The 13,657-nt window shown below is 62.8% G+C and carries 11 protein-coding genes; 6 read left to right on the plus strand and 5 right to left on the minus strand.

The window, feature by feature from the left end; translation table 11 throughout:
* Nucleotides 1-122 precede the first annotated feature (122 nt).
* A complete protein-coding gene (locus NKH41_RS06755; RefSeq protein WP_352768906.1) occupies nucleotides 123-845 on the minus strand; it encodes a helix-turn-helix domain-containing protein in 723 nt (240 codons plus the stop codon).
* 258 nt (nucleotides 846-1,103) lie between these two features.
* Here NKH41_RS06755 and NKH41_RS06760 point away from each other — a divergent pair, with 258 nt between their 5' ends.
* Nucleotides 1,104-2,462 (plus strand): trimethylamine monooxygenase, encoded by a 1,359-nt coding sequence (locus NKH41_RS06760; RefSeq protein WP_352768903.1) that lies wholly within the window; start codon nucleotides 1,104-1,106, stop codon nucleotides 2,460-2,462.
* Between the two features lie 25 nt (nucleotides 2,463-2,487).
* Here the strand turns inward: NKH41_RS06760 and NKH41_RS06765 are convergent, their stop codons facing one another.
* Nucleotides 2,488-3,825 (minus strand): aminotransferase-like domain-containing protein, encoded by a 1,338-nt coding sequence (locus NKH41_RS06765; protein WP_352768900.1) that lies wholly within the window; start codon nucleotides 3,823-3,825, stop codon nucleotides 2,488-2,490.
* Nucleotides 3,826-3,934: 109 nt separating this feature from the next.
* On the opposite strand from NKH41_RS06765, the gene NKH41_RS06770 reads away from it, so the two are divergent.
* The 5 genes from NKH41_RS06770 (at nucleotide 3,935) to NKH41_RS06790 (ending at nucleotide 8,728) form a co-directional block, all read left to right on the plus strand.
* Nucleotides 3,935-4,909 (plus strand): substrate-binding domain-containing protein, encoded by a 975-nt coding sequence (locus NKH41_RS06770; RefSeq protein ID WP_352768898.1) that lies wholly within the window; start codon nucleotides 3,935-3,937, stop codon nucleotides 4,907-4,909.
* A gap of 72 nt (nucleotides 4,910-4,981) precedes the next feature.
* Entirely contained in the window at nucleotides 4,982-5,812 is an 831-nt protein-coding gene (locus NKH41_RS06775; RefSeq protein ID WP_502895674.1) for an ABC transporter substrate-binding protein, read from the plus strand.
* A gap of 8 nt (nucleotides 5,813-5,820) precedes the next feature.
* Nucleotides 5,821-6,741 (plus strand): amino acid ABC transporter permease, encoded by a 921-nt coding sequence (locus tag NKH41_RS06780; RefSeq protein ID WP_352502032.1) that lies wholly within the window; start codon nucleotides 5,821-5,823, stop codon nucleotides 6,739-6,741.
* Nucleotides 6,728-7,501: an amino acid ABC transporter ATP-binding protein gene (locus NKH41_RS06785; protein WP_352768892.1), complete on the plus strand. Its 774-nt coding sequence runs from the start codon at nucleotides 6,728-6,730 to the stop codon at nucleotides 7,499-7,501. Before NKH41_RS06780 ends, NKH41_RS06785 begins: the two co-directional genes overlap by 14 nt.
* A 45-nt stretch (nucleotides 7,502-7,546) precedes the next feature.
* Nucleotides 7,547-8,728 (plus strand): M20 aminoacylase family protein, encoded by a 1,182-nt coding sequence (locus tag NKH41_RS06790; protein ID WP_352768889.1) that lies wholly within the window; start codon nucleotides 7,547-7,549, stop codon nucleotides 8,726-8,728.
* A 123-nt stretch (nucleotides 8,729-8,851) separates the two neighbouring features.
* Here NKH41_RS06790 and NKH41_RS06795 read toward each other — a convergent pair whose 3' ends face one another.
* The 3 genes from NKH41_RS06795 to NKH41_RS06805 form a co-directional block, all read right to left on the minus strand.
* Nucleotides 8,852-10,399 (minus strand): autotransporter outer membrane beta-barrel domain-containing protein, encoded by a 1,548-nt coding sequence (locus NKH41_RS06795; protein ID WP_352768887.1) that lies wholly within the window; start codon nucleotides 10,397-10,399, stop codon nucleotides 8,852-8,854.
* A 158-nt stretch (nucleotides 10,400-10,557) separates the two neighbouring features.
* Entirely contained in the window at nucleotides 10,558-12,540 is a 1,983-nt protein-coding gene (locus NKH41_RS06800; RefSeq protein ID WP_352768884.1) for an ABC transporter permease, read from the minus strand.
* Complete coding sequence (locus tag NKH41_RS06805; RefSeq protein ID WP_352473409.1) at nucleotides 12,537-13,616, minus strand: quaternary amine ABC transporter ATP-binding protein; 1,080 nt, start codon at nucleotides 13,614-13,616, stop codon at nucleotides 12,537-12,539. Before NKH41_RS06805 ends, NKH41_RS06800 begins: the two co-directional genes overlap by 4 nt.
* Nucleotides 13,617-13,657: the final 41 nt, after the last annotated feature.

Consider the following 13,657-nt stretch of genomic DNA (forward strand, 5'->3'; position numbering starts at 1 on the left):
TTATGTTTATATGAGACAGCTTGGGTCTCTGCTACGACGTAGCGGAGACCCTAGGATCCATGCCGTTACCGTGGCCGTGGAGTGCGGCGATCCAGGATTGCTTGCGCGCCCTCATCTCCGGCTCACCCCGCGCTGCTCTGCGGGTAGCAGATGATCGACAAATACCGCATCGGCAGGACGCTCAGCACTTCCGGTCCGTGCGGCGCGTCGGCGTCGAAGAACAGGCTGTCGCCGGGCTTCATCGGGTAGAGATTGCTGCCGTGCCGGTAAACCACCTCGCCTTCGAGCATATAGAGGAACTCCATGCCCTCGTGCTGGAAGGTCGGGAACACGTCGGAATCCTCGGTCAGCGTGATCAGATAGGGTTCGACGACGACACCGCTGGTGTTCGAGCCGATATGGCCGAGCAGATTGTACTGGTGGCCGGCGCGCGTGCCGCGGCGTTCGACGTCGAGGCCTTCGCCGGCCTTGACGAAGACGGCACTGCGCTCTTCCTCGAAGCGGCGGAAGAAGGCGGTGACGGGAACGCCGAGTGCCCGCGACAGCGCCTGCAACGTGGTCAGCGATGGCGAGGTGATGCCGTTCTCGATCTTCGACAGCATGCCAAGCGAAATGTCGGTGGCGGCAGCCAGATCGGCGACGGTGATGCCGAGCTTCTTGCGGAAGGCCCGCACCTCGCGGCCGATGGCGACCTCCAGGACCTTTTCGCGGGTGTCGCGAATGGCGTGCGGGTTCTGGGTGAGCGGCGCGCGTATCTTGCGCGGATCGATTGCAGCGACCGACGGCTTGGCTTTGGCGGCGACGACGGCCGCAGCGGGCTTTAGACTGGATGCTTTTTTCGCCATGTTGCCACCCCGGACCTTGCCGATTCATTTCACTCACGGTGAACATATTCGGTGCCGATACAGAAGCGCAACTGCCACGGCAAGCCACCGTGTCGAATTGCGCAATGTCCGGATTTCGCCCGAGCTACCGCGTTGCTTGGAAATCCAGCTGGGCGAAACGCGGTTTCGCGACAAGCCCTGTTGACAGCATCGAAGGGGCAATTACTGTCCTGTCAGTGAAATTTGTTTCGTTAGGGAAATGAGATCGGGAGGCCCGCAATGAAAGATCGTGTTGCCGTCATCGGAGCCGGGCCGTCCGGCATGGCCCAGCTCAGGGCCTTCAAGTCGGCCGCCGACAAGGGCGCCGATATTCCCGAGATCGTCTGCTTCGAAAAGCAGTCCGACTGGGGCGGCCTGTGGAACTACACCTGGCGCACCGGCCTCGACGAGCACGGCGATCCGGTGCACGGCTCGATGTACCGCTATCTCTGGTCGAACGGCCCGAAGGAATGCCTCGAATTCGCCGACTACACCTTCGAGGAGCATTTCGGCCGGCCGATCGGCTCCTATCCGCCGCGCGCCGTGCTGTGGGACTACATCAAGGGCCGCGTCGAAAAATCCGGCGTGCGCCAATGGGTGCGCTTCAACAGTCCGGTGCGCATGGTCACCTTTTCCGAAACGACAAAAAAATTCACCGTCACCGCGCATGACCGCACCAGCGACGTCACCTACTCGGAAGAGTTCGACAATGTCGTCGTCGCCTCGGGTCATTTCTCCGTGCCCAACGTTCCCTATTTCGAGGGCTTTTCGACCTTCAACGGCCGTATCCTGCACAGCCACGATTTCCGCGACGCCATGGAATTCAAGGGCAAGGACATTTTGATAATCGGCCGCTCCTATTCAGCCGAGGACATCGGCTCGCAATGCTACAAATACGGCGCCAGATCGATCACCTCCAGCTACCGCTCGAAGCCGATGGGCTTCAAATGGCCGGAGAACTGGAAGGAAGTGCCGCTTCTGCAGAAGGTCGTCGGCAAGACGGCGCATTTCAAGGACGGCAGCACCAAAGACGTCGACGCCATCATCCTGTGCACCGGTTACCTCCATTCCTTCCCGTTCCTCACCGAGGATTTGAAGCTGAAGACCGCCAACCGCATGTGGCCGGACGGGCTCTACGAGGGCGTCGTCTGGGAGAAAAACCCGAAGCTGTCCTATATCGGCATGCAGGACCAGTTCTACACCTTCAACATGTTCGACGCGCAGGCCTGGTTCGCCCGCGACGTCATCATGGGCCGCATCAATCTGCCCTCAGCCGAAGCCATGGCCGAGCACGGCCGGAAATGGCGGGCACGCGAGGAAACGCTTGAAGACGCCGAGCAGATGATCTGGTTCCAGGGCGACTACACCAGGGAGCTGATGGAGCAGACCGACTATCCCGGCTTCGATGTCGAGGCTGTCAATCAGACCTTCATGGAGTGGGAGCACCACAAGGCGCAAGACATTATGGGCTTCCGCGACCATGCCTACCGCTCGCTGATGACCGGCACGATGGCGCCGCTGCATCATACGCCGTGGCTGCAGGCGATGGACGATTCGATGGAAAGCTATCTCGAGATGAAGGGCGTGGCGGCGGAGTAGCAGTCCGAACGGCGATTGACTTGCCTCAGACAACTTCCCGCGCCGGGTCGGCTGCCAGCGCCAGGGAATTTGCGACGTGCTCGAGGTGCTCCTCGTCCAGAATGCTGGTCGCGACGCGGACAGCGTTCGTTTTTCCGGTCGAAAACTTCGCTCCGGCATGGACCGCGATGCCGTGGGCGGCCAGCGTGACCATTGCGTAAGGTTCCGAAGCAACCGGAATGAGGACGCTGAGACCGTGTCCGGCGTCGATATCGACATTGCGTTTGGCCAGTTCGCCGGCGAGCCGTTCGCGACGGCCGCGGTATACCTCCTTCGCCTGCTCCACCAGGGCGGCCGTGGCCGGGTCTTGCAGCAGCCAGGCGGTGGCTGCCTGCAGGATGCGGCTGGTCCATCCCGAGCTGAAGCTGCGGTAGGACTGGATCTGCTCGACGATCGTCGCCGATCCGGACAGCACGGCGAGCCGCAAATCCGGGCCGTGGGTCTTGGAATAGGACAGGATATGGACGACGCGATCGGGAAAACGCCGGCCAAGCGAAATGCGCGGCGCCGAGGCAATATCGCCGACGCCGTCATCTTCGACAATCAGCACGTCGGTGCCGGCGAGCAGGTCGCCGATGACTTCCAGCCGCGCCGACGACATGCAGGCGCCGGTCACCGAATGGACGCGCGGCTGGAACAGGAACGCGACGGGCCGCTGCCGCAGAGCGTTGGCAAGTGCATCCGGCAAGGGACCGTCGCTGTCGCAGTCTACCGGGATGATCGGCACGTCGAGATCCTCGAGGATGTCGAGCAGGCGAAGCGCCGTCGGGTTCTCGATGGCCACCGGCGCTCCCGGCGGGACCAGCGCATGCAGCAAGGTGTAGATGGCGTTGTAACCGCCATTGGTGGCCAGGAACGCGCCGGGATCGTACGGCCATGACGGGCGCACTGCCGCCTCCAGCTCGGGCAGGATGCGCACCCGCTCGTAGCTGTTGAGCTTTTCGGCGCGCGCACCATGCGCCAGCGCGATGTCGAGCGGCGGCAAGAGCCTCACATCGGGCTCCGCGATCGCCAGGTTCAGAACGTCGTGTCCGTAATTGCCGCCGCTCATGTGGCGCTCGGGCCGGGCGGCAAAGCGGTTGCCCATGATCCAGGTGCCGTTGCGTCCGCGGCCGCCGATGATCTTGTAGCGCCGCAACTCGCTCCACGCCTGCGAGACCGTCGCCGGGCTGACGCCAAGCACATAGGCCAGATCGCGCACCGGCGGAAGCTTTGCGCCGACAGGCAGCGCGCCGCTTCTGATCAGCGCACTGGTCTCGCGTGCGATGCCGCGCATCGTGCGGTCGCCAAGGCGATCAGCGAACCATCCTGCATCCAAATCCATCGGCACCCGCGACCATCAAAGCTAATGTTCAATAACATAATAACATTTGATCGGCCAAAAATAAACATTTACCAATCGCCGGTCAAACATAGCTTTGAAGTTCATGCCGATGCCCGTCTCCATCACTATAGCCACCCGCGATTGGGACTATCTCACCCCTTTGGTGCTGGGTGACGTCACTTCGAGCCGCTTGTCGGTGAAGGTTGACCGCGTCGCCACGCTCATTCCGGATCTCGGCACCGATCCGAACTACGATGCGGCGGAGGTCTCGTTCAGCCGTTATGTGTCGGCCATGGCTTCCGGCAGGGATACGGTGGTTGGAATACCGTGCTTCATCATGCGCGGCTTTCGCCATCGCTGCATCATAACGGTCGAGGCCAGCCCGTTGGAACGGCTTTCCGACCTTGCCGGCAAACGCATCGGCGTGACCGGCTGGCGCGATTCCGGCAACACATGGACGCGCGCGGCGCTTCGCCGGGAAGGCGTCGGCGTCGAGGATGCCTATTGGTTCGCCGGCAGGCTGACATCGGAGCACCCGATCGCCGACCGCCTCGACGGATTCGGCAGGCCGGGGCGCATCGAAGCAGCACCAGGCGAGCGCCCGATGATGGAGCTGCTGTCGCAAGGCGAGCTCGACGCCGTTTTCACGCCCTTCATGCCGGACGGCTTTTTCGGCCCGGTTTCCGGCTTCCGGCAAGTGCTGCGCGATTTTCGCGCGGCCGAACGCGCCTATTTCGCCGACGTCGGTTATGTCCCGGGCATGCATCTGGTCGCCGTCAAGGCGGCAGTGGCCAGGGAGCACCCCTGGCTGCCGCAGGAACTCGCCAGGCTGATCGACGAAAGCCAGCGCGTCTGGACGGCAAAGCGCCGAAAATACGCCGATACCTCGCCCTGGATCCTCGAGGAGCTGGTTCATGCGGGGCGCGACCTGCCTGCCTCCTGGAACGCCAGCGGCCTGCCGGCCAACCGGCGCATGATCGAGGATTTCGTCACCGAGCTCCATGCCCAGGGCATCCTGGCGGAACCGATTTCCGCCGAAGCCTTGTTTCCTTTCGAGGCCATATCGCGGGCCACCGCAGCCTGACAACGCACAACGAAGAACACGAAGGAGAATGCCATGAGGACAATCAGCTTCATATTCGCCTCGCTCGTCACCATGCTGGCGCAGGCCAGCTTTGCCCAGGATATCCAGAAGCAATCGGTGAACGAGGATTTGCGGGCCCGGCTGCCGGAAGAGATCCGCACGGCGGGAAAGATCACAGCCGTCAACAACGGCTCGTTCCCGCCCTATGAGATCGTCACCGGCACCGAACTGTCGGGGGCGACCAGGGACATTTCCGACGCCATCGGCCAGCTGCTCGGCGTCGAGATCGATCATGCCTCGGTCGCCGGCCTGCCGGCTTTGCTGAGCGGCATCAATGCCGGCAGATATCAGTTCGCGATGGGACCTGTCGGCGACTATCCCGACCGCCAGAAATCCAACGACTTCATCGATTGGGTGCGCGAATACGTCGTCTTCGCCGTCGAGAAGGGCAACCCGCAAGGCATCACCTCGCTCGACACCGCGTGCGGCAAGCGCATCGCCGTCATGTCGGGTGGCTCGGCCGAAAAGGTCATCAAGCAGCAGGCGCAGAAATGCACCGAGGGCGGCAAGCCGGCCGTCGAGGTGCAATCCTTCACCGACCAGCCGAGCTCGATACTGGCCGTCCGGTCGAAACGCTCCGACGCATTCTTCTCCTCGCAGGCGCCGCTGACCTATTTCGTCGAGCAGGCGAAGGGCCAGCTGGAACTCGCCGGGGTCGGCCAGGCCAACGGCTTCAAGGACATCTACCAAGGCGCCGTCGTAAAGAAGGGTTCGCCGCTGGGCGGCGTGCTGCTCGACGCCTTCAAGATCCTGATGAAGAACGGCACCTACGCCGCGGTCATGAAGAAGTGGGGCCTCGAGGAGAACATGATCGACGCGCCAGGCATCAACCAGGGCCAGTAGAGGCTGCCATGACCGACGCCACCGCTGCCTACGCGGCCGGGCTGCCGCGACGTCCCGACGACGCGCTGCGCGACGTCAAACGAGCCCACCGGCCGTTTCCGCTCGCCCGGCTGGCGCTCTGGGCGTTCACCGTCGCCGTGGCAGCCGGCTTCGCCTATATCGTTGCAGTCAACCCGAATTTCGGCTGGCCGGTCGTCGCCCAGTATTTCTTCGATCCGACGGTCATGCAGGGGCTTTCCGTAACGCTCGGCCTGACGGTCGTGGCGATGATCCTGGGTATCGTGCTCGGCCTGCTGCTCGCCATCGCGCGCATGTCGAACGATAGGCTGGCATCCCTTCTCTCCGGCCTGTTCATCTGGTTCTTCCGGGGAACGCCGCTGCTGGTGCAATTGATCCTGTGGTACAACCTTTCGACGCTGTTTCCGCGCATTTCCATTGGCTTCGCCAGTTGGAACACCAACGACCTGATCACGCCCTTGACGGCCGCCGTTCTTGGTCTGGCGCTGAACGAGGCCGCCTACATGGCCGAGATCATCCGTGGCGGGCTGCTGTCGGTGGACAAGGGACAGGCCGAAACGGCTGAAGCCTTCGGCATGACCCGCGCGCGGGCCTTGCGGCGCATCATCATCCCGCAGGCGATGCGGTCGATCGTGCCGCCGACCGGCAATCAGCTGATCAGCATGATCAAGGCGACGTCGCTTGTCAGCGTCATCGCCATGGCCGACCTGCTCTACTCGGTGCAATCGATCTACAACCGCACCTTCGAAATCATTCCGCTGCTGATGGTTGCAGTGCTGTGGTACCTGCTGATCACCTCGGTCCTCAATGTCGCGCAAGGCGCGATCGAACGCCACTACAGCCGCGGCGATCGCGGTGCGCGCGAGAAGACGGCGACCGCCACCCTGGAGGCCGCCAATGAGCGCGCATGACACGCCCCTGGTGCGGGCGCGCGACGTTCACAAGGCCTTCGGCCCGCTCGAGGTGCTGAAGGGCATTGATCTGGACGTCGCGCCTGGCGAGGTGGTGGTCATTCTCGGACCGTCCGGCTCCGGAAAGTCGACCTTCCTGCGATGCATCAATCATCTCGAGGCGATCGACCAGGGGTCGATCGAGGTGGACGGCGAGCAGATCGGTTACCGGTTGCACGACGGCCGCCTCGACAAACTTTCCGACCGCGCGATCGCCGCGCAGCGGCGCAAGATCGGCATGGTGTTCCAGCAGTTCAATCTCTATCCGCACATGACGACCCTGCAGAACGTCATCGAGGCTCCGGTCGGCGTTCACCGGGAGAACCGCAAGGAGGCGATCGGCTACGCCCGCGAACTGCTGACCCGTGTCGGTCTTGCCGACAAGATCGACGCCTATCCGCGCCAGCTTTCAGGCGGCCAGCAGCAGCGCGTCGCCATCGCCCGTGCGCTCGCCATCCGCCCGAAATTGATGCTCTTCGACGAGCCGACCTCGGCGCTCGATCCGGAGCTGGTCGGCGAGGTGCTCGCCACCATGCGCGATCTCGCCAGGCAGGGCTTGACCATGATCGTGGTCACGCATGAGATCGGCTTCGCCCGCGAAGCGGCGGATCGGGTGGTGTTCATGGACGACGGTAATGTGATCGAGGCCGGGCCTCCGGACGAGGTTCTCGCCAAACCCAGGCACCCGCGCACGCGGGCTTTCTTGAGCCGTTTCATCTAAAAGCAAAGCCGGCGCGGCACCTGCTCGGCCGGCAAAGGACCTTCCATGCCAAAGACCTCCAACCAGTTCGCCGATATTTCCGACTTCGCCGACAAGGCCGCCGAGCTTGCAGCGGCCCGCCAGCACCTGCACGCGCATCCCGAGCTTTCATTCCAGGAGCGCGAAACGGCTGTATACGTTGCCGAACGGCTCGAAAGCTGGGGCTATGAGGTGACGCGCAATGTCGGCGGGTTCGGCGTCGTCGGCCGCCTGCGCCAGGGCAGCGGCCGCAGCATCGCCATCCGTGCCGACATGGACGCCCTGCCGATCACCGAAGCTACCAATCTCCCTTATGCCAGCCAGGCCAGCGGCAAGATGCACGCCTGCGGTCATGACGGCCACACCACGATGCTGCTCGGCGCCGCCGAATACCTGGCGCGCACACGGCATTTCAACGGCACGGTGAACCTCATCTTCCAGCCGGCCGAGGAAGCCGGCAAGGGAAGCGGGGCGCAGGCGATGATCGCCGACGGCCTGTTCGAGCGCTTTCCCTGCGATGCGATTTTCGGGCTGCACAACCACCCGGGCGCGCCGACGGGTTCGTTCCTGATGCGCGCCGGGCCGCTGATGGCGGCGAGCGATACCGTCACCATCAGGATCGCCGGGCGTGGCGGCCACGCCTCGCGTCCGCACCTGACGGTCGACCCGATCGTCGCTGCCGCCAACATCGTCATGACCCTGCAGACGGTTGTGTCGCGCAACGTCAACCCGATCGAGACCGCTGTCGTCACCGTCGGCACGATTCACGGAGGCACGGCCTCCAACGTCATTCCGGAACACGCCGAAATCACGTTGAGCGTCCGCTCCTTCTCCGCCGAGATCCGCGACACGCTCGAGCAGCGTATTCGCAATATCGCAGCACTTGTAGCGCAGGCGCATGGCGCAACGGTCGAGATCGATTACGAGCGCGGCTACCCGGTGGTGGTCAATTCCGAGCGCGAGACGTCCTTTGCGACAGACATCGCTGTCGAACTCGTCGGTCAGGACAAGGTGTCCGTCTGCCCGTTGATCCCCGGCAGCGAAGACTTTTCTTATTTCCTCGAACACAAACCCGGTTGCTTTCTGCGCCTCGGAAACGGCGAGGATTCAGCCATCCTGCACAGCTCGAAATATGATTTCAACGACGGCAATCTGACCGTCGGCGCAGCGCTCTGGGCTCGTTTGACCGAGAGATTCCTGGCCGCCTGATCCATGACTGCGGCTTGGATTGTCGATCGGCCCGTCGAGCATTATTGGGGCGACCGGCCGCGCGACGATGCTCAACGAATTCTCACGCATTCCCCCTCTTCGAATGCGATAAGAGCTTCGCTTTCAGACAAACAAAAAGTCACCCGTCGTCAGCGGGCTTGTAAAGTTTGCGAGAGTAACTTGATCGAGTCCTGCGGTAATGATGGTGTCGGTTCCACTTTGCGCAATTGTGAGATCATCGAACGATTGCACGCCCTCCACGCCACTAAATACAATGGTGTCGTCTTGGGTCTGGCTGAAATCGTAGATGGTGTTTTGGGTTCCGACCGTCATTGAAACATCGTCCTTGAATATGAATTGATCTCTGCCGCCCTGAGCCAGTTCGCTCAGTTGCCCGTCACCCCACATGTCGTTGACGACGGTGCAGCCGGGTGCCGCGGTCCCGGCGTACAGGGTATCGTTTCCGCCCCTGGCCGAACCGGACATCTGCAGAGCGTCGCCGCACAGGAAATTACGGACCTGGCCGCTTCCGCTGTTGAGGCCCCCGGTAAGAATATCGTTGCCGCCCGCGGCGGACCCGGACATAGCGAATGTGTCGCCATACAACTCGCTTTGAACATCAGGACCAGAGCTCTTATTGCCGCCGGTTAGGATATCATTGCCGCCCACAGCATTGCCGGCCATCGCGCCAGCGTCGCCATAGGCGAAATTATGGGTGCCTTGCAGCACGGCCACGTCATCGCCCCCGCTAGCAGAGTCGGACATGATGCCGGCCGCGTCACCATAGAAACTTATCACGAACCCACCCACGCTCGTGAAGGTGTCGTCGCCGCCCTTAGCAAAGTCGGACATATGTAGGCTCGCGTCGCCAAAGAAGGTTTTGGTCTGAATCGTGCCACCAAAGTCTGTGTAATGGTCGTCGCCACCCTGAGCATGGCCAGACATGCTGCGACCGGCATCACCGTAGAAAATAGTGTTGGCGTCACTAGCGCCATTGAAAGTGTCGTTGCCGCCCTTGCTGTAGTCCGACATATCGCCGCTGGTGTCCCCGTAGAAAGCGTTGCTGGAGTCGCTCCTGGCCGTGAAACGGTCGTCGCCACCTTGAGCATGGCCAGACATGTTGTTCCCGGCGTCGCCAAAGAAAATGTTGACGGCCACGCTGGTGCCCTCGAAGGTGTCATTGCCACCCTTGCTGTGGTCGGACATATCGACGCCGGCGTCACCGTAGAAAGTGTTGAAGGAGTTGGGAAAGGCCGTGAAACGGTCGTCGCCGCCCTGAGCATGGCCGATCATGTTGCCGCCGGCGTCGCCGAAGAAAATGTTGCTGGCTTGCGCGGCGCCCGTGAAAGTGTCGTTGCCGCCCTTGCTGTGGTCCGACATATCGTCGCCCGCGTCACCGTAAGCAGTGGTGGTGGAGGAGCTCGACACCGTGAAGGTGTCGTCACCGCCCCGAGCAAAATTGAACAAGCTCCGAGCCGCGTCGCCGTAGAAGGTGTAAGTCGACGGTGCGGTTTCCGTAAAGGTGTCGTTGCCGCCTCTTGAGAAATCGAGCAGGCTGCCGCCAGCGTCGCCGGTCAAGATATTCGTATTCGGATCGCCTGTGAGGGCGTCATCGATACCCCACTGATGATCTGCTAGATCACTGGTAGTAAAGGGAACGCGTGTAGACATTATCCGCTCTCCTGTTGAGCCTACCCGTCCCATAACAGCCGTACGATGTGAGGCAAAAACGAGCAATAATCCCGAATGGCTATGTCTTTAGACGTAGGGATCGGTGCCTCGTTAACGGCGCGCTTGGCGGCAGCTTCCTGAGGCCGTCCTATTCCGGACTATCCCAGCCTTGCCCGAGCCTTCGCCGTCCAGGCGTTGAACAGCCGGTCTGCGACGATGCCGATGAAGGCGATGGCTAGGCCGGCGACGATGCCGCGACCGGAATCGGCCTTGGACAGGGCGATGAACACCTCCTGGCCGAGATCGCGCGTGCCGACCATGGCGCAGATGATGATCATCGCCAGCGCCATCAGGATGGTCTGGTTGACGCCGAGCATGATCTCGGGCAACGCCAGCGGCAGCTGCACGCGAAAGAAGGTCTGGCGCCTGGTGCAGCCCGAAACCTTCGCCGCCTCGATCAGCGCCGGCGGCACCTGCCGGATCCCGTGATTGGTGTAGCGGATCGCCGGCACCACGGCGAAGGCGACGGTGGCGATCATCGCGGTGACGTCGCCGACCCTGAACAGCATCACCACCGGAATGATGAAGCAGAACGACGGCAGCACCTGCAGCGTGTCGATGACCGGCGTGACGGTCTTTTCGAAGCGGTCGCTGCGCGATGCCATCAGCCCGATCGGGATGCCGATCAGGCAGGCGATAAAGGCGGAGATGCCGCACAAATAGACCGTCGCCATGGTCTTTTCCCAAAGTCCGGTGACGGCGCAGAACGCTGTCAAAGCCGCGACCAGGGCGGCGAGGCGCAAGCCGCCGAGCTGGTAGCCGGCAAGGCCGAGGAGACACACCGCGCCCAGCCACGGAAAGCCCTCGCAGAAGGCGCGCACCGGGTTCAGCACGTTGAGGATAAGCGCCACGCGGAACGCTTCGATCGTGTCGAAGAAGTTGATGGTGATCCAGTTCACCGCCGCCTTCCACAAAGGCGCGGTGGTGAAGGTGATCGCCTTCGGCACCGTGGCGAACGCCGGCACGAACAGGCCGAGCAGCGTGGCGACGGCGAGGATGGCAACGGCCAGCGTCAGATTGGGATAGCGCCGCCAGAAACTGGTGCTGGCCTGGTGGCGGACATTGCCCTTGGCGTGATTGTGCGCGATCGCCTGGCTCAGCCGGTCGAGTGCAATTGCCAGTGCGACAATGGCGAGGCCAGCTTCCATCGCCTCGCCGACCTTGAGTGCGCGCAACGCCAAAAGCACGTCATAGCCGAGCCCACCGGCACCGATCATCGAGGCGATGATCACCATGTTGAGCGCCAGCATGATGACCTGGTTGACGCCGACCATCAATGTCGGCCGCGCCGACGGCAACAGCACCCGCCACAGCTTCTGCCGTGCCGTGCAGCCGGCCATCTCGCTGAAATCGTCGATCTCCGACGGCACCCGCGACAGGCCGAGCATCGTCGCCCGCACCATTGGCGGCGTCGCGAAAATTGCCGTCGCGATCATTGCCGAGACCGGGCTGTTGCCGAACAGAAGCAGCATCGGGATCAGATAGGCGAAGGTCGGGATCGTCTGCATCAGATCGAGGGCAGGGGAGATCAACAACCTCTCCGCCCAAGGCTTGCGCCATGCCCAGATGCCGGCGAACAGCCCAGTAACAATGCAAAACGGCACGGCGATCGAGATCAAGCCCAGCGTCAGCATGGCGCTGGTCCACTGCCCGAACAGCGCGATGTAGAGAAAACAGCCGCCGGCCAGCGCACCCAGCTTCCAGCCGCCGGCGGCGCGTCCGGCAAGGTAGGCGGCAGCGCAGACGCCGACCCAGGACAGGCGCGGCAAGACGATCATATCCGCGCCATGGCCGATCTTGAAATTCTTGGCCAGAAGACCGAGCGCGAAATCGAGCGGCACGCCAAGCACCGCGGTGATCGAGCGGGTCAGCCAGGAGAAGTTCGACTTCACCCGGTTCATCAGCGCACCGACCCAGTCAGCGACAGGAACGATCGCGCCGGCCGGGTAATTGACCGCCCAGGGCAGGCTTTCCTGCAGCAGGAAGACAATAAGCACGGCGGCGAGCGCACAGGCCCAGATCGCCAGCCAGGTTTGAACCGGCCGGGGCCTCGCTGCGCTGGCGCTTGCCGTGACGGTCATCCGCCGGCCCCACGACGCTCGATGCCGGCGAGAAGATCGATCACCGCCTGCGGCGTGACTTCGCCGATCGGCTTGCCGGTGCCGTTGACCACCGCGAAGGGCTTGCCGGCAGAGACGATATCTGCCGAAAAACTTGATATCTTGGCATCCGGCGCGACCGTGCCGCCGTACTCGGCGCCGTCGCAGGCGCGCATCAGGCGGCGCGCCGAGATCACCTTGGCGCGATCGACATCGCGGGTGAATTCGGCGACATAGTCGGTCGCCGGGTTGACCACCAGCTCTTCCGGCGTGCCGATCTGGATGACCTCGCCGTCCTTCATGATGGCGATCCGGTCGGCCAGCCGGATGGCCTCGTCGAAATCATGGGTGATGAAGACGATGGTCTTGTGCAGCATGGTCTGCAGCCGCATCAGCTCGTCCTGCATCTCACGGCGGATCAGCGGATCGAGAGCCGAGAACGGCTCGTCGAGGAACCAGATTTCCGGCTTCGTGGCGAGGCTGCGGGCGATGCCGACACGCTGCTGCTGTCCGCCGGAAAGCTCGCGCGGATAGAAATGCTCGCGGCCGCGCAAGCCAACCAGCTCGATGACTTCACGGGCCCGCTTCTCGCGCGTCGGCCGGTCCTGCCCCTGGATGCCCAAGGGAAAGGCGATGTTCTCCAGTACGTTGAGATGCGGCAGCAAGGCAAAATTCTGGAACACCATGCCCATGCGGTGGCGTCGCAGCTCGATCAGCGCGGCATCGGAAATCTTGAGCAGGTCCTTGCCTTCAAACTCGACCTTGCCGTGGGTCGGCTCGATCAGCCGCGACATGCAGCGCACCAGCGTCGATTTGCCGGACCCCGAAAGTCCCATGATGATGAAGATCTCGCCCTGGCGGATTTCGAGATCGACGGCGCGCACCGCGCCAACCAGTCCGGCCGCGGCGATGTCCGCCAGGCTGGCCTTGCCGTCGCGCCGGCGGATGAAATTGGCCGCGTCCGCCCCGAACAGCTTCCAGACATTGCGACAGCCAAGCTTTATCGGGCGGGCATCCTTGCCCGTTGCTTTCACCGCCTGTTCAATCGTATCGCTCATGCAATCGTCCTTCTGGAATAGGGGATCGAGACCCGGCCCTG

The organism is Mesorhizobium sp. M1169 (assembly GCF_040318345.1).
Classification (GTDB): Bacteria; Pseudomonadota; Alphaproteobacteria; order Rhizobiales; family Rhizobiaceae; genus Mesorhizobium.